This window comes from Ensifer sp. NPDC090286, from assembly GCF_044769565.1.
Classification (GTDB): Bacteria; Pseudomonadota; Alphaproteobacteria; order Rhizobiales; family Rhizobiaceae; genus Ensifer.
Map to the genome: position 1 here is coordinate 1,916,691 of NZ_JBIVYF010000001.1, position 18,464 is coordinate 1,935,154.

The 18,464-nt window shown below is 63.5% G+C and carries 22 protein-coding genes; 9 read left to right on the forward strand and 13 right to left on the reverse strand.

Features of this window, described 5'->3' with window-relative positions; genetic code table 11:
• Positions 1-206: 206 nt before the first annotated feature.
• From ACIQUG_RS09685 to ACIQUG_RS09700, 4 genes are all read right to left on the reverse strand, one after another.
• On the reverse strand, positions 207-476 hold the full coding sequence (locus tag ACIQUG_RS09685; protein WP_402320221.1) for a hypothetical protein: 270 nt from the start codon (positions 474-476) through the stop codon (positions 207-209).
• Positions 477-504: 28 nt separating this feature from the next.
• Entirely contained in the window at positions 505-918 is a 414-nt protein-coding gene (locus ACIQUG_RS09690; protein ID WP_043620688.1) for a DUF2325 domain-containing protein, read from the reverse strand.
• A 202-nt stretch (positions 919-1,120) separates the two neighbouring features.
• On the reverse strand, positions 1,121-2,026 hold the full coding sequence (locus ACIQUG_RS09695; protein WP_402320224.1) for an energy transducer TonB: 906 nt from the start codon (positions 2,024-2,026) through the stop codon (positions 1,121-1,123).
• A 78-nt stretch (positions 2,027-2,104) separates the two neighbouring features.
• Complete coding sequence (locus tag ACIQUG_RS09700) at positions 2,105-2,542, reverse strand: hypothetical protein (RefSeq protein WP_034794025.1); 438 nt, start codon at positions 2,540-2,542, stop codon at positions 2,105-2,107.
• A gap of 251 nt (positions 2,543-2,793) precedes the next feature.
• Here ACIQUG_RS09700 and hemP point away from each other — a divergent pair, with 251 nt between their 5' ends.
• The 7 genes from hemP (at position 2,794) to ACIQUG_RS09735 (ending at position 7,937) form a co-directional block, all read left to right on the forward strand.
• A complete protein-coding gene (hemP, locus tag ACIQUG_RS09705) occupies positions 2,794-2,931 on the forward strand; it encodes a hemin uptake protein HemP (RefSeq protein ID WP_034794249.1) in 138 nt (45 codons plus the stop codon).
• A gap of 10 nt (positions 2,932-2,941) precedes the next feature.
• Positions 2,942-4,003 carry a hemin-degrading factor gene (locus ACIQUG_RS09710; protein WP_402320228.1) on the forward strand — a complete coding sequence of 354 codons (1,062 nt, stop codon included), beginning with the start codon at positions 2,942-2,944 and terminating at the stop codon, positions 4,001-4,003.
• Between the two features lie 25 nt (positions 4,004-4,028).
• A complete protein-coding gene (locus tag ACIQUG_RS09715; protein WP_402320661.1) occupies positions 4,029-4,979 on the forward strand; it encodes a hemin ABC transporter substrate-binding protein in 951 nt (316 codons plus the stop codon).
• Positions 4,966-6,084 (forward strand): FecCD family ABC transporter permease, encoded by a 1,119-nt coding sequence (locus ACIQUG_RS09720; protein WP_402320231.1) that lies wholly within the window; start codon positions 4,966-4,968, stop codon positions 6,082-6,084. The genes ACIQUG_RS09715 and ACIQUG_RS09720 overlap by 14 nt, the downstream gene beginning before the upstream one ends.
• 8 nt (positions 6,085-6,092) lie before the next feature.
• Complete coding sequence (locus ACIQUG_RS09725; protein WP_402320234.1) at positions 6,093-6,884, forward strand: heme ABC transporter ATP-binding protein; 792 nt, start codon at positions 6,093-6,095, stop codon at positions 6,882-6,884.
• Between the two features lie 176 nt (positions 6,885-7,060).
• Positions 7,061-7,429 carry a DUF883 family protein gene (locus ACIQUG_RS09730; RefSeq protein WP_034794036.1) on the forward strand — a complete coding sequence of 123 codons (369 nt, stop codon included), beginning with the start codon at positions 7,061-7,063 and terminating at the stop codon, positions 7,427-7,429.
• Between the two features lie 76 nt (positions 7,430-7,505).
• Positions 7,506-7,937: a hypothetical protein gene (locus ACIQUG_RS09735; RefSeq protein WP_043620707.1), complete on the forward strand. Its 432-nt coding sequence runs from the start codon at positions 7,506-7,508 to the stop codon at positions 7,935-7,937.
• Positions 7,938-8,049: 112 nt separating this feature from the next.
• Here ACIQUG_RS09735 and ACIQUG_RS09740 read toward each other — a convergent pair whose 3' ends face one another.
• The 3 genes from ACIQUG_RS09740 to ACIQUG_RS09750 form a co-directional block, all read right to left on the reverse strand.
• Positions 8,050-9,552 carry a sensor histidine kinase gene (locus tag ACIQUG_RS09740; RefSeq protein ID WP_402320238.1) on the reverse strand — a complete coding sequence of 501 codons (1,503 nt, stop codon included), beginning with the start codon at positions 9,550-9,552 and terminating at the stop codon, positions 8,050-8,052.
• 198 nt (positions 9,553-9,750) lie between these two features.
• A complete protein-coding gene (locus ACIQUG_RS09745; protein WP_043620713.1) occupies positions 9,751-10,305 on the reverse strand; it encodes an RNA polymerase sigma factor in 555 nt (184 codons plus the stop codon).
• A gap of 8 nt (positions 10,306-10,313) precedes the next feature.
• Complete coding sequence (locus ACIQUG_RS09750; RefSeq protein WP_034794063.1) at positions 10,314-10,508, reverse strand: NepR family anti-sigma factor; 195 nt, start codon at positions 10,506-10,508, stop codon at positions 10,314-10,316.
• A gap of 154 nt (positions 10,509-10,662) precedes the next feature.
• Here ACIQUG_RS09750 and ACIQUG_RS09755 point away from each other — a divergent pair, with 154 nt between their 5' ends.
• Together ACIQUG_RS09755 and ACIQUG_RS09760 are read left to right on the forward strand one after the other, a co-directional pair.
• Positions 10,663-11,457 carry a response regulator gene (locus ACIQUG_RS09755; RefSeq protein ID WP_043620716.1) on the forward strand — a complete coding sequence of 265 codons (795 nt, stop codon included), beginning with the start codon at positions 10,663-10,665 and terminating at the stop codon, positions 11,455-11,457.
• Between the two features lie 41 nt (positions 11,458-11,498).
• The gene (locus tag ACIQUG_RS09760; RefSeq protein ID WP_402320243.1) at positions 11,499-11,720 is read left to right on the forward strand and encodes a hypothetical protein; all 222 of its coding nucleotides are present in this window, start codon (positions 11,499-11,501) and stop codon (positions 11,718-11,720) included.
• 193 nt (positions 11,721-11,913) lie between these two features.
• Here the strand turns inward: ACIQUG_RS09760 and ACIQUG_RS09765 are convergent, their stop codons facing one another.
• The 6 genes from ACIQUG_RS09765 to ACIQUG_RS09790 all read right to left on the reverse strand — a co-directional run bounded on the left by ACIQUG_RS09765 (position 11,914) and on the right by ACIQUG_RS09790 (position 18,459).
• Positions 11,914-13,497, reverse strand: coding sequence for an FGGY-family carbohydrate kinase (locus tag ACIQUG_RS09765; protein ID WP_402320246.1), 1,584 nt, complete (start codon positions 13,495-13,497; stop codon positions 11,914-11,916).
• A 148-nt stretch (positions 13,498-13,645) separates the two neighbouring features.
• Positions 13,646-14,314, reverse strand: coding sequence for an HAD family hydrolase (locus tag ACIQUG_RS09770; RefSeq protein ID WP_402320249.1), 669 nt, complete (start codon positions 14,312-14,314; stop codon positions 13,646-13,648).
• A gap of 6 nt (positions 14,315-14,320) precedes the next feature.
• Positions 14,321-15,805, reverse strand: coding sequence for a mannitol dehydrogenase family protein (locus tag ACIQUG_RS09775; RefSeq protein ID WP_402320251.1), 1,485 nt, complete (start codon positions 15,803-15,805; stop codon positions 14,321-14,323).
• A 40-nt stretch (positions 15,806-15,845) separates the two neighbouring features.
• Complete coding sequence (locus tag ACIQUG_RS09780) at positions 15,846-16,619, reverse strand: L-iditol 2-dehydrogenase (RefSeq protein WP_402320255.1); 774 nt, start codon at positions 16,617-16,619, stop codon at positions 15,846-15,848.
• The gene (locus ACIQUG_RS09785; RefSeq protein WP_402320258.1) at positions 16,616-17,617 is read right to left on the reverse strand and encodes an ABC transporter ATP-binding protein; all 1,002 of its coding nucleotides are present in this window, start codon (positions 17,615-17,617) and stop codon (positions 16,616-16,618) included. The genes ACIQUG_RS09780 and ACIQUG_RS09785 overlap by 4 nt, the downstream gene beginning before the upstream one ends.
• Positions 17,618-17,628: 11 nt before the next feature.
• The gene (locus ACIQUG_RS09790) at positions 17,629-18,459 is read right to left on the reverse strand and encodes a carbohydrate ABC transporter permease (protein ID WP_034794097.1); all 831 of its coding nucleotides are present in this window, start codon (positions 18,457-18,459) and stop codon (positions 17,629-17,631) included.
• Between the last annotated feature and the right edge of the window lie 5 nt (positions 18,460-18,464).

The window sequence follows — 18,464 nt, forward strand, 5'->3', positions numbered from 1 at the left end:
CCTCGGTCCTTTCACCGGAACCGTGAAAGGATCTCAATCTTTAAACGGACGCACCCCGGACGGAAAACCGCCTCGCACTTTTCCTGGAATTGCTTCCTTGCTTACGCAATCCCGGACGGAAAACCGCTTCGCACTTTTCCTGGAATTGCTTCCTTGCTTACGCAATCCCGGACGGAAAACCGCTTCGCACTTTTCCTGGAATTGCTTTAGGCACTTTCCTTCTTGCGGGGGGCGTCGTTAGCGGCACGCGGAAAGGCGAGGATAGTTCCTTCCTTCGGCTCCGCAAGCCCGAGCGGGTCGCGCACCGGCGGGCGGGCCTGCCAGGTGGGGAACTCCGCGACGTTGGCATTCTCTTCCACCATGCGCGCCCGTCGCGTCAGGATCTCGTAGAGTTCAGGCACAAGGCCGTCGCCCTGTTGGGCAGCCAGCTTGTGCAGGCCGATCATCATCGCAAGGTCGGGACGTTCTTCGTTCATTGCAAATTCTCGTCTGGTCTTGGGAGGATTATCGCTCGTTGCGGCTGGTGGTCAGGTCCTGAAGCGCGCGCTCCAGGCTCGACTTCGAGCCGTTGCGCAGCGGCACGAAGGCCTTGCCCCACTTCTTGCAGCCGGTCTTCACGCGAAGACATGCGTCGTGGCTGATGCAGTCGATCGGGCAGAAGACGCAGTCGACGGACGGCAGCACGCGGTCGATGCGCGATACGGCCTCGCGCAGGCCGCCATCGTGGTGCAGCAGTTCGGCGCCGAAGGAGCTGGCGATTTCGCGCAAGTGCGCCACCTGGCAATCACGGCCGCCGACATAAAGAAAGCTGCGCCCTTCGAGCGTCGCCTTGCCGGCCTCCTGGCGGGGCTCGACCGGTTCCGAACCGGAGCGACCCTTGCCGTTCTTCGCCGCATTCTGGTGACGCTTGCCGCGCATGCAATCTTCTCCGCCTGGTCGCGCGACAAGGGCCTTCGTCAGGCAGCCGGTCGCATCGGGAAATCCTCTCGACACACACCCTTCGGCTGCGTGACGAGGGCAACCTATTAAACTTGATAAACAGAGTAAAGTATAAACATGAGTTTTCTAATCATATTTTTTCTTGCAGCTTCTGCGCGAATTCTGCCGCAAGGGGAGAAGATCAGCGGACGCTTGCAACCATCGGCACGATGAAGGATTTGGAGCTTGGCGATCCGGCCGGAAACGCCGGGAATGGCGCAGCACGGCGGACCGCATCGATGGCAGCCTCATCGATCGCCGACGAGCCGGAACTGCTCGCGAGGCTGACGCCCGTCAGGTTTCCATTCGACGTCAGCGTGAAGCGAACGGTCGCCGTGCCGGATACACCGTCGCGCCGTGCGGCGGCCGGAACCTTGAACCGGCGCCAGATCCGCTTTCGGATCTTGCCGCCGTAATTCTCCATGTTGGCGTTGCCGACCTCGGACGCGCGGCTGTTGCCATTTGCTGCGGACGAACTGCCGTTCTCCTGACCGTCCTGCTTGCCCTTGACCTGGTTCTGAGCCTGCTCACCCTGGTCGCCCGCTTTCTTGCGGGTCACCTTCTTCTTTTTCACCGGCTCCTTCTTCGGCTCCGGTTTTTCGACCTTTTCCTTCTTCGGCTCCTCGGGCTTTTCTTCCGGCACGACGGTCTCGACCGGCGCGACGCTCGCCGTCACCACCGCCTCGGCAACCTGCAGGGTAGGCATTTCCTCGGCCGGCAGGATCACGTCCGCCTCGGTCGCCGTCAGATCGTGGGGCTGCTCCGCGGCGATCTCCTGCGTGGGGGCGACATCCTCGACCGGCTGGATCTCGGCGGGCTGAACCTCCTCGGGCAGATCTTCCGTGGGCTCGACGACATCGGACACTTCGCCCGACTGCAGCGTTTCCTCGAAAGCATCGCCAAGGAGCGCCACTTCGACGCTTTCGCCACCCTGGATGAGATCCAGTTGCGTCTCGGGCGGGTTGCCACCAAACAGCGTCGCGAGCACGACGCCATGTGTTGCAAGCGATAAGACGGCGGCCCCGGTCCAGATGACGATACGCTTCATTTCAGCCTTACCTTCGTCGCACCAGGGCGACGCAAACCTCATGCTCGGATTGCCGGACGGGCTTAGCCCCCGTCCCGCTCACCCCTTGAGTTCGACCGCCGACTTGGAGCCGGTCTTGATACCGCTCATGCACGCACCCGGCTGAACGCCGTCGCCGACACAAGCCGGCGCATCGTTGATCAGCAGGCTCTTCACCGCATCACAGTTGGTGCCGGGCAGATCGAACTGGCGAACCTTGGTCTTGCCGGCGGGAAGATCGCGGAAATCGAGCACGGCCATGCGCTCGACCAGCCCCTTCTGGTCGAAGATCACGAACTCGAAGGAAACCTTGCTCAACGACTGCGCAAATTCGTTGCCGGCAACGAAGGTGAGCTTGCAACCCTTTTGCGACGGCGCCACCTCGTTGAGCTCGATCGTCAGCCCGCCTGCCGCTGCGGTCTCCTGCGCCTTGGCGGCGGTTGCGGCAACGAGAGCCGCAAGAGCAACGGAAACAATCGGAAGGCTGGGAAACTTCATGACGACACCACTCCAAAGGATCGAGCACACCACCGAACGCCGGCCGCACGCCCTTGTCCACAAGCCGGCAGCAACTAACTTGAGTTTATAAGTCCGGTATTGCGTCCATAAATAAATATGAGTAATGAAGTCAAGATAGTAATCGAATTGCACGGCGGGAAATGCGGAGAAATCAGCGCGGCCTGCCCACTCGAAACGGCCGAAACACAGTGACCAACGACAACAATCTCGCACGCCCCTCGGAGCTTCCGGTGCTGACCGGACGGGCGCAAAGGATCATCGAAAGTCGCGAGCTCTTCGGCACCGAAAACGAGATCCTCATTTCCCACGACGGCGCGATCTACCGCATGAAGATCACCCGCCAAGGCAAGCTGATCCTGAACAAATAGGCAGATGAAAATGACCGAGAGCCTTCGCCCCACTCCTTCCGAAATCCGCGCCTACCGCGCCGAAAACCCGAAGATGCGCGAGCGTGACATCGCAGCCCAGCTCGGCGTTTCCGAAGCCGCGCTGGTTGCTGCCGAATGTGGGCTGACGGCCGTGCGCATCGATGCCGACGCCAACCGCTTCCTGTCGCGCGTCGAGGAACTCGGCGAAGTCATGGCGCTGACCCGCAACGAGAGCGCCGTTCACGAAAAGATCGGCGTCTACGAGAAGATCACTACCGGCGAGATGGCGAGCATCGTGCTTGGCGAGCAGATCGACCTTCGCGTTTTCCCGAGCGCCTGGGCACACGCCTTCGCCGTGACGAAGACGGACGACAAGGGCGAAGTCCGCAAGAGCCTGCAGTTCTTCGACAAGTGGGGCAACGCCGTGCACAAGGTGCACCTGCGCGCCGCATCGAACGACGCGGCCTATGAAAAGATCGTCGCGGATTTCCGCCTCGACGACCAGGCGCAGGAGTTTGCCGCCGACACCAGCGCTCAGCCGAGCGACGACAAGCCGGAAACCGTCGTCGACGTCGTCGAATTGCGTGACCGCTGGACGAAGATGACGGACACCCACCAGTTCCACGGCATTCTGCGCAAGCTGAAGATCGGTCGCCGCCAGGCGCTGAGCAACATCGGCAACGATTTCGCCTGGCAGCTCGATCCGCAGAGCGTCGAAGCGATGATGCAGGCGAGCGCCGAAGTCGAACTGCCGATCATGTGCTTTGTCGGTAACCGCGGCATGATCCAGATCCATTCCGGTCCGATCGCCAAGATCGCGACCATGGGACCCTGGCTCAACATCATGGATCCGACCTTCCACCTGCACCTGCGCACCGACCACATCGCCGAGCTTTGGGCCGTGCGCAAGCCGACGGCCGACGGCCATGTCACCTCGATCGAGGCGCTCGACGCCAAGGGCGAGATGATCATCCAGTTCTTCGGCAAGCGCAAAGAGGGCCTGGCCGAGCGTCCGGAATGGCGCTCGATCGCCGAGGGCCTGCCGCGCCTCGATACGACGGTCGCCGCCTGAGCGAGAGAATAGGATACGCAAGATGATGATCAACGGTCTCGACTTCCGTCGCCTTCGCCGCTCGGGCCTGGCGCTCGGCGCCTTCGCCCTTTCGGCGACATTCCTGCTGCCGGCGGTGGCTCCCGATGCCCCCGCCTTCATCCGGGCGGCCATGGCCGAGGATGCGCAGAAGGTCGACGTCTCGCGTGTCGTTTCGGTCGGCGGCGCTGTCACCGAGATCATCTATGCGCTCGGCGAAGAAGGCCGTCTCGTCGGGCGTGATTCCACCAGCACCTATCCGGAAGCGGCAAAGACGCTTCCGGACGTCGGCTATATGCGCCAGCTCGCGCCCGAAGGCATCATCGCCGTCAACCCGAGCGCCATCGTCGCCGTCGAAGGCAGCGGCCCGCCGGAGGCGCTGGCCGTGCTGAAGGAGGCCAACATTGCCTTCACCAGCGTGCCCGAGACCTTCGACAAGGCCGGCATTCCCGCCAAGATCCGCGCCGTTGGCGCCTTCCTCGGCGTCGAGGACAAGGCCGAAACGCTCGCCAAGAGCGTCGAAGCCGATCTCGATGCGGCCGTGGCCGAGGGTTCCGCGCGTGCAGACAGCGAGCGCAAGCGCGTGCTGTTCATCCTGAGCACCCAGGGCGGCAAGGTCATGGCCTCCGGTCAGGGTACCGCCGCCAACGGCATCATCGAACTTGCCGGCGCGGTGAACGCCGTCGGCACCTTCCCCGGCTACAAGGCGCTGACCGACGAAGCGATCGTCGAAGCCAAGCCCGACGTCATCCTGATGATGGATCGCGGCGGCGAACACTCCGCCAAGGCGGAAGAGCTCTTCGCCATGCCGGCGTTGAGCCTGACCCCTGCGGCCAAGAACAAGGCGCTCGTGCGCATGGACGGGCTGCATCTCCTCGGCTTCGGCCCGCGCACGGCAAGCGCCGTTCGGGAACTGAATGCCGCCATCTACGGGAAGAAGGCCAATGCCTCGCAGTGAGGCATTGGACCGCGGCATGCGCCTGACCGGATTGGCCGCCGATATCCGCGACGAATGGCGTGCGGGCAATCGCTCGCGGCTCGCCCGGCTTCTCGTCGTCGCCCTCGCGGTCATCGCCATCGCCACCTTCGTCTGCTCGATCATGACCGGTGCGGCCGACGCGTCGCTCGCCAATGTCTGGCGCTGGCTGATCGGCGAGGCCGACCAGGCCTTGAGCATCCGCGACCGCATCATCATTCTCGATATCCGGCTGCCGCGCGCCGTGCTCGGCATGCTCGTCGGCGCGTCGCTTGCGGTTTCCGGCGTGGTCATGCAGGGGCTTTTCCGCAATCCCCTGGCCGATCCCGGCCTCGTCGGCGTTTCCTCGGGCGCAAGCCTTGGCGCCGTGCTGCTGATCGTGCTTGGCACCGCCACCTTCGGGCCGCTGTTTGCCCTGTTCGGCTTCTACGCGCTGCCGGTGGCTGCCTTCTTCGGTGGCCTCGTCACCACGCTTCTGCTCTACCGCATAGCCACGCGCGGCGGACAGACCTCGATCGCCACCCTGCTTCTGGCCGGCATCGCGCTTGGCGCGCTGACTGGCGCCGTCACCGGCGTGCTGGTCTTCATGGCCGACGACAAGCAGTTGCGCGACCTCACCTTCTGGGGCCTCGGGTCGCTTGCCGGCGCCAACTGGACGAAGATCCTGGCATCGGCGCCGATCATCCTGCTTTCGCTCGCCGTCACGCCGTTTCTTGCCCGTGGCCTCAACGCGATCACGCTTGGCGAGGCAGCCGCCTTCCACATGGGCATTCCTGTCCAGCGGCTGAAGAACGTCGCGATCGTCAGTGTTGCTGCGGCGACCGGCGCGTCGGTTGCCGTCAGCGGCGGCATTGGCTTCGTCGGCATCGTCGTGCCGCACCTGCTGCGCCTCGTCATCGGCCCCGATCACCGCTACCTCCTGCCGGCCTCGGCTCTGCTCGGCGGGACGCTTCTGATCCTTGCCGACATGATCGCCCGAACCATCGTTACCCCGGCGGAGCTGCCGATCGGCATCGTCACCGCTTTTATCGGCGCACCGTTCTTCCTCTGGATCCTGCTGCGCGGCCGTTCGAACATGGGATTGTGAGCAAAGCCATGATCAACGTTTCCAATCTCTCCGTCCGCCTCGGCGGGCGACCGGTCCTCCACGGCGTTTCGCTTGACGCACGACCTGGCGCGCTGACGGCGATCGTCGGCCCGAACGGCTGCGGCAAGACCACGACGCTGAAGGCCATATCCGGAGAGCTTGCGCCAGCGGGCGGGACGATCCGCATCAACGGCCGTGACCTACGCGGCCTAAAACCTTGGGAGCTCGCGTCGATGCGTGGCGTTCTGCCGCAATCGACCGTCATTTCCTTCCCGTTCACGGTGCGCGAAGTGGTTCGGCTCGGACTTGCCGCAGGCGCAAACGCCGACGCCGCCCTGCACGACCGGATCGCGGCGGAAGCGCTCGAAGCGGTCGATCTCGGTGGTTTTGCCGGCCGCTTCTACCAGGAACTGTCCGGTGGCGAGCAGCAGCGCGTGCAGCTTGCCCGCGTGCTTTGCCAAATCTCCGAACCCGTTACCGATGGCGAGCCGCGCTACCTTCTGCTCGACGAGCCCGTCTCCAGCCTCGACATCCGCCACCAGCTCGGCATCATGCAGCTCGCGCGCAACTTTTGCGAACGCGGCGGCGGTGTGGTCGCCGTCATGCACGACCTCAATCTCACCGCCATGTTCGCCGACCATATGGTGATGATGAAGGCCGGCAAGGTCCGTGCCAGCGGCGCGCCTGCCGAGGTTCTGACGGACGAGACGATGGAAGCGGTCTTCGGCTGCCGCATGCGGGTGGGCGTCGCGCCGCCAGCACCCGTGCCCTTCGTGCTGCCGCAAACCGCATCGCTCTGACGTAAGCCCACGCCCGGATTCTTCCGAGAGCCAACACCAAGATTTATCGAAACAATTTCCGCACTTGCGCGTTGTCTTCCCGAAGCGCCGGCGCAGGCCTGCAGTTGTGCCCGCCGGTTTGATCAGGAAGCGCCGACCGTTCGCGGCCGGCGCATGTGTGAAAGGGAGTATTCGTCATGGCGTCAGGCCTCTTCTCCGGTTCGAGCTCGCGTTCGACAAAAAGCAACGGCAAGCTCGCCGACATCTCCATCGAGGAACAACTGGGCGAACTGCGCAATGATGTGGCCACCCTCGTCGCCCTCTTGGCCGATCGCGGATCGACTGCTTCCCAGCAAGCCCGCAGCAAGGCGCAGGACGCCCGCGAGCAGGCCGAAGCGGGCCTCAGCGAATTGTTGGCAAGCGGGGAAGATCTGCTGGCGGAGCTTCGCGATCGCTACGCCGGCACGGAAAAGCAGGTTCGGCACGCCGTGCGCGAGCATCCCGTTGCCACCCTTGGCGCCGCCGCCCTGATCGGTCTGGCGATCGCCGCGCTTCTTCGTCGCTGACGACGATGCGAGCCGTTAAGGTGGATGGGTGCAACCCATCCGCTGAGATCGAGGGACAGATGACCGGGGGCAATTCATGGGACCATTGACGGCAGCCCTGACCGCGCTGATGAGCGCCGATATCGGCGCGGCCACTGCGCGCGTGAAACGCAACGCGATCCTGTGGGGCATCATGGGATTGCTGCTTGCCACGGCCTATGTCTTCGGCCTCGCGGCTACATTCCTGTATCTCAGCGAAGTGTACAGTCCAGTCACGGCCTCCGTCGCGATCGCGATCGCGTTTTTCGTGACCGCGCTGGTGCTGTTCGGCATCATGGCGATGCTGCAAGGTCGCGACCGCCGCCTGGCCGAAGAACGTCGCCGCCGCAGACAAGTGCAAACCAACCTGACACTGCTTGCCGCCGCGGGCATCCTGCGCAAACAGCCGCTGCTGGCTGTCGCTACGGCACTTGCGATCGGGGCACTGGTCGGAACCGGCAAACGGCGCGAGCGGCGACGCGACGACTGACGATCAAGCACGGGCTTCCCAGCCCGTTGCGAACTTTCCCCGCTCCGAAGACCGTTGGTGTCTGGCCGGAGAAGCTTGCGCGCTTGCGTCAATCCCGGTTGCGATCAACGCGTTAAAGCGGCAGGCGGATAAGCGCGGTAACGCCGGCTGGCAGATACTCCACCTTGACCGAGCTGCCCAAGACCTTGTCGAGGCTGCGCTCGATCAGGATCGAGCCGAAGCCGCGCCGCTTCGGCTCGCGCACCGGCGGGCCGCCGACTTCGGTCCAGGTGAGATGCAGAACGCTGTCGCCATCCTCGATCATGTTGCGCGCCGTCAGAACCACCTTCCCCTTCGGCACCGACAGCGACCCGTATTTGACGGCATTGGTGGCAAGCTCGTGCAGAACCAGACCGAGGCCGACCGCCTGGTCAGGCCCGAGCGATATCTCGTCCTTGTGGATCTCGATCTGCTCGGCATAGCAATTGACATGCGGCAGCAGCTGCTTGGCGATGAGGTCGGCAAGCCGGATCGTGCCCCATTCGTGATCGGAAAGCAGCCCGTGCGCTTCGGAGATCGCCTGCAAACGGCCGGCAAAGGCTGTCATGAATTCCGCCGGATCGCTCGTCTGGCGCAATGTCTGGCGGGCAAGCGACTGCAGCATCGCGAGCGTATTCTTGACCCTATGGTTGAGCTCCTTCAGCAACAGCCGGGTGCGCTGCACCGACGCCTGCTGGTCGGTGACATCGATGGTGACGCCAATGAACGTCAACGGATTGCCCTTGCTGTCGCGATCATGCACGCGGCCGCGCCCGAGCAGCCAGCGGCCGGTGTCGCCGACACGAAACATGCCGTCGTACTCGTCATCGGCCTTCATCGCCTGGCGCAGCTTCGAAAAGGTCGCGCCGCGGTCGTCGATATGGATCGCACCGAAGATCTCGCGGGCGCCGACGAAACTGTCGGCCGGCAGGCCGAACATGCGTTTCATCGCGCTGTTGCCGGCAATCGCCCCGGAGCGGATATCCCACAGCCAGCTGCCGATGTTCGCCGCTTCGAGCGCCATCGCATGGCGCTGCTCCTCGCGTGACAGCGCCGCCTCTTTCAGCGCGCGCCGGCGCGCTTCGTCTTTGATCTTGAAGAGGGAAGCGGCAAGCCCGGCGAGCCGGCCCAGCTGGTCCATCAGCGCCTGAGGCACGTCGGCGCGCGGCTTGTCGTCGAGAACGCAGACCGTGCCGACCGCCTGCCCCTCGAGCATGATCGGCGCGCCGGCATAAAACCGCAGGAACGGTGGGCCGACCACCCGCGAGCTCCGCATGAACCGCGGATCAGTCGATGCGTCGTGCACCACAAGCCTGGCATCGGCCTCGGCCGCCACCTGCACGCAAAAGGACTCCTCCGACGACGCCCGGCTCTCCGTGGTTCCGACCGCCGCCTTGAACCACTGCCATTCGCGATCGATCAAGGTTACCAGCGCAATCGGCGCGTCGAAGAGGCCGGCCGCAATTTCAACGATGCCATCGAAATCCCGGTCCGGCACCGCCATGTCGGGCACGGTCGCGTGCAGGACGCTCAGACGCTCGGGCGCGTCGAGCAGCCTCGTGACGGGCGGGTCTGTCCTTTCAGTCCTCATGCGCATTCGGTCTCAATTCCCAATCTGAGCGGCTGGGGAGCCCCTTGAGAGCTGCACCCGCATCTCGCTCGGTTCTGGGCATATCGACCCAAAATCGTCATGATTGCGCTCTGCCTCCAACAACCGCCTGTCCCTCTCGGGCGCAAGCGTCAGTGAAAGCAGGACACCGTCGCTTTTGCAACGGTGCCCGGTTGGAAACTTTCCTCAGGAAACGAAGGCGCGCGACGTGATCGGGGCCGACGTCTCGTCGGGGCCGTAGTCGTTTTCGCCCTTCACCTGAAGAATATCCTGCAAGCGCTGGCGCGCGCGGTTGACGCGGCTCTTGATCGTTCCGAGCGCGCAGCCGCAGATCGTGGCCGCTTCCTCGTAGGAAAAGCCGGAGGCGCCCACGAGGATGATGGCTTCGCGCTGGTCGGGCGGCAGCATCTCGAGCGCCTTGCGGAAATCCTGCAGGTCCAGCGAACCGTACTGTTCGGGATGATGGGCGAGCGACTCGGTGAAATGCCCGTCGCTGTCCTGAACCTCGCGTCCGCGCTTGCGCATCTGGCTATAGAGTTCGTTGCGCAGGATGGTGAAGAGCCAGGCCTTCATGTTGGTGCCCATCTCGAAGTGATCCTGCTTCGCCCAGGCCTTCATGATGGTATCCTGGACCAGGTCGTCGGCGCGATCGTGACGGCCGATCAACGACATGGCGAAGGCACGAAGGCTCGGCAACGCGGCCAGCATCTCACGTTTGAAATCATTATTTTCGGATGACATTCCGGTACTCACTCCCTGCCCTGCAGCGCCGATTGCTGCTCGGCCGCGTCGAGTTTTTCCAGAAGATCGAGAAAACGCGCGGGTATCGCCTCTTCCTGCACGGACTGATAGAGCGCCTTCAGCTTCGCTGCAATTTGCGCATTTGGATCTTCTGTCCATAAGGTCGTGCCGGTGGTCCGCCCTGCCCCTGTTTTATGTTTCATTTTCAAACTGTCGCCTTCAACTGTCCGTAATCGCCAAAACTGTCCTTAGCCGCCATAACGCCGCTGAAAATTGAAATGTTCCCTCGCGGAACCTTTTTTTACGAAGAGCGTTCTCGCAACGTCACCGTAAAACGATTTTCGAGGGAGTTCCTCTATGACATTGTCCACGCGGATCGCACCGCTCCTGCCGTACCTGCGCCGCTATTCACGCGCGCTGACCGGCTCGCAGACATCAGGCGACGCTTATGTGGCCGCCGTTCTCGAAGCGCTGATCGCCGACACGTCGATTTTCCCCGAAGCAAGCAATGACCGCGTTGGCCTGTTCCGCCTGTTCACCTCGCTCTTCGGCTCTTCGTCCGTGCTCGTCCCGGAACCGGTCTCACCCTTTGCCTGGGAGCAGCGCGCATCGATCAATCTGGCAACCGTCTCGCCTCTTGCCCGCCAGGCATTTCTTCTGGTCTCGGTCGAAGGCTTCCGGCCCGAGGAAGCGGCCGAAGTTCTCGACGTCAGCACCGACAAGGTCGGCGGCCTGCTCGATCGCGCCTCGCAGGAAATCTCGCGCCAGGTTGCGACCGACATCATGATCATCGAGGATGAACCGCTGATCGCCATCGACATCGAACAGATGGTCGAAAGCCTCGGCCATCGCGTCACCGGCATCGCCCGCACGCGTGACGAAGCAATCGCACTCTACAAGAAGACACGGCCCAGCATGGTGCTTGCCGATATCCAGCTTGCCGACGGCAGCTCCGGCATCGACGCGGTCAACGACATCCTGAAGACGAGCGCCATTCCGGTGATCTTCATCACCGCCTTCCCGGAGCGGCTCTTGACCGGCGAACGGCCGGAACCGACCTTCCTGGTCACCAAGCCGTTCAATCCGGACATGGTCAAGGCGCTGATCAGCCAGGCTCTGTTCTTCAACGAATCCACCAAGGCGGCGGCCTGAGCGCGACTGCATGTTTCCCTCGACTGTAAGGTCGAGGGGGCATGCAGCCAATCAAGATCCTGCAGCGGTCCCGCGTCTTCCGGCGTGTGGCCGCTGCAGGTCGTTTCGCGAGTTGGTTCGGCAAGATTGCCGGAACGTCCCGACGAGAAATCTCTGACCTGACATCGGCAATTTCATCACTGGACCTGCGCGGTGACCGGCGGCTTGTTCCCGTCGCGCGCCACCACCTGCTGTCAGATTTCTCGCAAGAAACAGCCCCCTGAAAACACAACAGCCAGTGCCGAGGGAAGGCACTGGCTGGTATGTGCAACTCACTCGGGGAGTGTGAGTTGTAGGCCGGCGGTCTGCCTCCGGCGCCGCATTGGGGGCTATGCGCGCCACCGTCCGGTCAACAACAAAATGCGCGACATGGAAAAAGGTTCCACGGCCCTGCAACAAGCTTTTCGGCTGCAGCCGTCACGCCATCTTGTCGAGTTCGTCACGGTGGCGATAGAGCGCCAGGAAGCGGCGATAGTCGCGATCATAGGCGTCGCGAACCGCCGTGTTCGGCAGGCGCTCGTGCCCACCCGACGCCATCTCTGCGCCGGCCGCGGCGAGATCCGCATGCATGCCGCCGGCGACCGCTGCCGCCATCGCCGTCCCGAGCAGGACGGCATCCGGGGCTTCCGGCGCCACAACCCGGCAGCCGGTGACGTCGCAATAGAGTTCCATGAGCAGCGCGTTGCGGACATGGCCACCGGTAACGTGCAGCGTGTCGAGCTGGTAACCGACCTCCCGCATCATCTCCAGGATATGGCGAATGCCGAGCGCGATCGCGACGCAAGTGCGCCAGTAGAGACGGCAGAGCGCGTCGAAGGAGGAATCGAGCGGCAGGCCGCTGATGACGCCGAGCCCGTGCGGGTCGGCGAGCGGCGAGCGGTTGCCGTGAAAATCGGGAAGCACATGCAGCCGCTCGGCAAAGGCGACGCCCTGTTCGGCGCGCAGTTCCAGAACCCGCGCGATGATCCGGCCATGGGTTTCGGCGGTCGGTTCAAGGCCTCCGCCATGCAGGCGCACGATATGGTCGAGCAGAGCACCGGTCGCCGACTGACCGCCCTCGATCAGCCAGGCGCCGGGCAGCACCGCTTCGTAGTACGGGCCCCACATGCCGAAGCCCGGCTTCATGTCCTTGGAAAAGGCGACGATGCAGCTCGACGTGCCGGCAATCAGCGCCAGCTGCTTTTCGAGCTTCTCCGGCTTGCCGATGAAGCCGCCGACGACACCGAGCGCACCGGCATAGGCATCGATCATGCCGGGCGCCACCTGGCAGGCCTCGTCGAGGCCAAGCTCGGCAGCGGCTGCAGCGCTCAGATGGCCGACGGAGCTTCCGATCGGCAGGGTTTCTTCCGGCAGCCCGCCGCGTTCGATGAGATCCTCGAGCCCGATCTTTGCGAGATAGTCCGGCTGCCAGCCGCGCTTCTCATGCGCCAGGTAATTCCATTTGGCCGTCAGCGTGCAGCGCGAGCGCGCAGCACTGCCGGTCGCCCGCCAGGAAAGATAGTCAGCAAGATCGAAGAAGAAGCCGGCCTTCTGCCATTGCTGCGGCAGGTTGCGCTTCAGCCACATGAGCTTCGGCATCTCCATTTCCGGCGACATCACGCGGCCGGAGAAGTCGAGTACCGGATGACCGGTCGCCGTGCAGAAATCGGCTTCGGCGAGCGCCCGATGGTCGAGCCAGACGATCGTGTCCCAGCGCGCCTCACCCTTGCGATTGACCGAAAGCGGCTTGCCCTCACGGTCGCGCACGACCAGCGAGCATGTGGCGTCGAAGCCGATCGCCGCAATGTCCTCCGCAGCGATACCGGCCTTTTCCTTCGCCGCTTTGACGGCGCCGCAGACGGCGCGCCAGATATCTTCGGAATCGTGCTCGGCGTGGTTTTCTTCCGGCCGGTTCATGGCGATCGGCAGGTCCACCCGCGCAAGCAGCTTGCCCTTGCCGTCAAAAATACCGGCGCGCGCACTGCCGGTACCGACATCGACCGCAACGACGAATTCACGCATCAAAGAAAGTCCCCGCCCCCAAGATCACGCTGATTTAGGATCTGCCAGACCCCATCACAACCGTGATCGATTGTCATGAAGGAGAGCGGACGTGCGGGCGGAAAACCGCGCACATGTTCCTCGTCCCGCTCCCGTTTCGTCCCTGCTGCTACCGGCCGACAAACTGTAACAATTCGCCCATGTCGTCAAACAGCACGTCGGGACTGAGAGCGGCAAGACTCTGCCGATGCTTGTCGGTACGCGCATGGCTGCCGCCGGCAAAGGCGAAGACCCGCATGCCCGCCGCCTTCGCCGCCTCTATCCCGGCCGGGCTGTCCTCGATGACGACACAGTCGTGAGGATCGAAGCCCATCTGGCGGCTCGCGTGAAGAAAGAGATCCGGCGCCGGCTTGCCGTGTTTCACCATAGTGGCGGAGAAGATGTTGGGCTCGAAGAGATCGATGAGCCCGGTGACTGTCAGCGACAGGCGGATGCGCTCGGGCTGACTGGACGAAGCGACGCAGCAGGCGCCCTTCAGGCCTTCGACGGCGCCCCGGATGCCGGCGATCGGCTGCAGCTCGGTGCGAAAGCGGTCGTAAAGGCGAAGGCGCATGCCTTCGAGAAATGCATCGTCGGTCGCAAGCCCGTATTCGTCATGCAGGGTCGCCGACATGCTCTTGAGGCTGCGTCCGAGAAAGCGTTCGGTCGCCTCCTCGGTGGTCATCGAGACGCCGGCGGCCGAGAGCACGTCCACCAGCACCTCCAGCGAGATCGGCTCGCTATCGACAAGTACCCCGTCGCAATCGAAGATCACCAACCCCGACGCCGCATCCGCCATCGCACTTCATCCCTCAAGCTTGCCGTCCAGATAAAGCTGGAGCGTAGCGCGCGTACCCTTTTCCCAGAGGGTTTTCAATGCATGGGCGAAACGACGGCGGAAGAGATCGGAGCGCGCGACGTCGCCGAAGATGTCGCCAAGAGCCAGGAAGGCCATGGGATCGTCCTTGGCGGCAAGCGCCGCCCTGTTCAGCCGGTCGGCGCTCTGGTCGTTGAAGGCGATCATCTTGCCGCTGTCCGACGTGCCGGCGAAATATCGGCACCAGAGCGCAGAGACGAGCGATAGCCCGACGACATCCTCGCCGCGCGCCAGCCGATCGGCGGTCGAGGGCAGGATGAATTTCGGCTGCCGGTTGGAGCCGTCCTGCGCCAGCCGCGGGATCGTGTCGCCGATCTTCGGATTGGAAAAACGCGTCTCGATCAGCTTGTAGTAATCGCCGAGATCGGTGTTCGGCACTGGCGGAATGACCGGGATGATCTCGTCATGCTCGAGCTTGGCAAGGAAGGCGCGGATCAGCGGCTCCTCCATCGCCTCGTGGACGAAATGAATGTCGAGAAGAGCGGCGGGGTAGGCGATCGCCGCATGGCCGCCATTGAGGATGCGGATCTTCATGTGCTCGTAGGGCGCGACGTCAGGCACGAACTGGACGCCGACCTTCTCCAGCGCCGGGCGACCGAGCGGGAAATGATCCTCGAGCACCCACTGCTTGAACTCCTCGCAAAACACCGGCCAGGCGTCCTCGATGCCGTAGTCGTCGGCGACGATGCCGATCTCGCGCGCGCCGGTTGCCGGCGTGATGCGGTCGACCATGCCGTTCGGGAAGGCGACGTTGGCGTCGATCCAGTCGGCGAAGGCCGGATCATGAAGGCGGGCAAGCCCCGACACTGCCGCATGGGTAACCTCGCCATTGCCCGGAATGTTGTCGCAGGACATCACGGTGAACGGCGGCACGTTCCTGTCGCGACGCGCCTTCAGGCCGGCGACGATCAGTCCGAACACGGTCTTCGGAGCGGCCGGGTTCTGCGCATCGGCGACGATGTCCGGATGGGTCGGGTTGAACACGCCCGAGGCCGGATCGATGAAGTAGCCGCCTTCGGTGATCGTCAAGGAGACGATGCGGATCGAGGGATCGGCGAGCCTGGCGACGATCCCGGCGACGTCGCCCGGTTCCAGATAGTCGATCATGGCGCCGGTCACATGGGCGCCTGTGCGGTTGTTGTCCTGCTCGACGACGGTCGTCAAGAAATCCTGCGCGGCAAGCTTGGCGCGCATCGTCGCGTCCGAGGGAAGGACGCCGGCGCCAATGATGGCCCAGTCCCTGTCGAAGCCGGCGTTGAAGAGATCATCGAGATAGACGGCCTGGTGCGCCCTGTGAAAGTTGCCGACGCCGAAATGCACGATGCCCGCCGTCAGTTGCGACCGATCGTAGGCAGGCACGCCGGCTTTGGCCTTGATCGTGTCGAGGGCGGCAGTTGAGAGTTTGGTCGTCATGATCCCGTATCCTTTCGAGGCTTCACCGGCTGACGCCGGTTCAGCTCATCCAGTTGCCGCCGTCGACGTTATAGGTCTGCGAGACGACGTAGTCGCTCTCGGCTGACGCGAGGAAGATCGCCATGCCCGTCAGGTCCTCGGCCGTTCCCATGCGGCCGAAGGGCACCTCGGCGCCGACGAGCTTCTTCTTTTCGCCGCGCGGACGGTTCTCGTATTTGGCAAATAGCGCATCGACGCCGTCCCAGTGTTCACCGTCGACCACGCCGGGCGCGATCGCGTTGACGTTGATGCCGTGATTGATGAGGTTGAGGCCGGCCGACTGGGTGAGGCTGATGACGGCCGCCTTGGTGGCGCAATAGATAGCGACGAGCGCCTCGCCGCGGCGTCCGGCCTGGCTCGCCATGTTGATGATCTTGCCGCCGCGCCCTTGCGCGATCATCTGCTTTGCGGCCGCCTGCATGGTGAACAGCGTTCCAGCGACATTGATCGAAAACAGCCGGTCGTAGCTGTCGCGGGTGATCTCGACGATCGGCGCCAGGTCGAAGAGCGCGGCATTGTTGACGAGAATGTCGAGCCCGCCCGTTTCCTTGACGACCGCGGCGATTGCCGCGTCGATCGACACCTGGCTGGTGACGTCCATCTCGACCGCATAGGCACCAGCACCGATCTCGGAGGCCGTCTGCCGCGCCCGCTCGATGTTGATGTCGGCGATCGCGACCGTGGCGCCCTCGCGGATATAGGCCTCCGCAAAGGCACGACCGATCCCCCGCGCAGACCCGGTGATCAGCGCGCTCTTTCCTTCAAGACGTTTCATCGAACTGCCAGCCCCTTGTCGTCGAACCTGTGGACGCGCTGCGGATCGGGCGTCAGGAAGACGCGGTCGCCGTGGGTCACCGCGAAGTCACCGCTGACGCGTGCCGTCACCGTGCCGACATTGTCGACATTGACATGCAGGAAGGTGTCGGAGCCGAGATGTTCGGCGACGCCGACCGTGCCCTGCCAGGTTCCGCTTTCCTTTGAAAGCGCCAGGTGTTCGGGACGAATGCCCATCGTATGCGCCTGATAGGCGGAAGCCGCCGCACCGCTGACGATGTTCATGCGCGGCGAACCGATGAAGCCGGCGACGAAGAGATTGTCCGGCTTGTGGTAGAGATCGAGCGGCGAGCCGACCTGCTCGATGCGGCCGCGGTTCAACACCACGATCTTGTCGGCCATGGTCATGGCCTCCACCTGGTCGTGGGTGACGTAGATCATCGTCGTCTTGAGGTCCTGGTGCAGCTGGCTGATTTCCAGCCGCATGTTGACGCGCAGTGCCGCGTCGAGGTTCGACAGCGGCTCGTCAAAGAGGAACGCCTTCGGCTGGCGCACGATCGCCCGGCCGATCGCGACGCGCTGGCGCTGGCCGCCGGAGAGTTGCCTTGGCTTGCGGTCGAGATAGTCGGTGAGGTTCAGCACGCGGGCTGCATCGGACACCTTCTTGTCGATGACGGCCTTGTCCTCGCCCGCCATCTTCAGCGGAAAGGCGATGTTGGAACGCACGCTCATATGCGGATAGAGCGCATAGGACTGGAACACCATCGAGAGACCGCGCTGCGCCGGCGGCAGTTCGGTGGCGTTCTTGCCGTCGATGACGATATCGCCGTCGCTGACGTCTTCGAGGCCGGCGATCAGCCGGAGCAGCGTCGACTTCCCGCAACCGGACGGGCCGACGAAGACGACGAACTCGCCATTGTTGATGTCGAGGTCGATCGAGGGGATGACGGCATGGGCGCCGAAGACCTTCGAAACCTTGCTGAGTGTAATGCTTCCCATTGTCGTATCCCTTATTTGACCGCGCCGAAGGTGAGGCCGCGTACGAGCTGCTTCTGCGAGAACCAGCCGAGTATGAGGATGGGGGCGATCGCCATGGTCGAGGCGGCCGAGAGCTTGGCGTAGAACAGGCCTTCGGGGCTCGAATAGGAGGCGATGAACGCTGTCAGCGGCGCTGCCTTGGCAGCACTGAGGTTCAGCGTCCAGAACGCCTCGTTCCAGGCGAGGATGATGTTGAGCAGAAGCGTCGAGGCAATGCCCGGGATCGCCATCGGCGTCAGTACGTAGATGATCTCCTTGGAGAGCGAGGCGCCGTCCATGCGGGCCGCTTCGAGGATCTCGCCGGGGATCTCCTTGAAGTAGGTGTAGAGCATCCAGATGATGATCGGCAGGTTGATCAGCGTCAGCACGATCACCAGGCCGGTGCGGGTGTCGAGCAGGCCGGTGTTGCGGAACAACAGGTACATCGGCACCAGCACGCCGACCGACGGCATCATCTTGGTGGAGAGCATCCACATGAGCACGTCCTTGGTGCGCTTGGTCGGCGAGAACGCCATCGCCCAGGCTGACGGGATGGCGATGATCAGGCCAATCAGCGTCGAGCCGAAGGAAACGACGACCGAGTTCATGAAGTGCAGGAAGTAGTTCGAGCGGCTCTGCACCTCGTGATAGTTCTCCGTCGTCCAGTCGAAGAAGAACAGCGACGGCGGCGAAGCGATCGCCTCGGCCTCGGTCTTGAAGCTCGTCAGGAACGTCCAGAGGATCGGGAAGAAGATCAGGATGCCGATCGTCCAGGCGACGACGGTGACGACGATCTTTCTTTGAGTGGAGACGTTGCGTGCCATGGTTC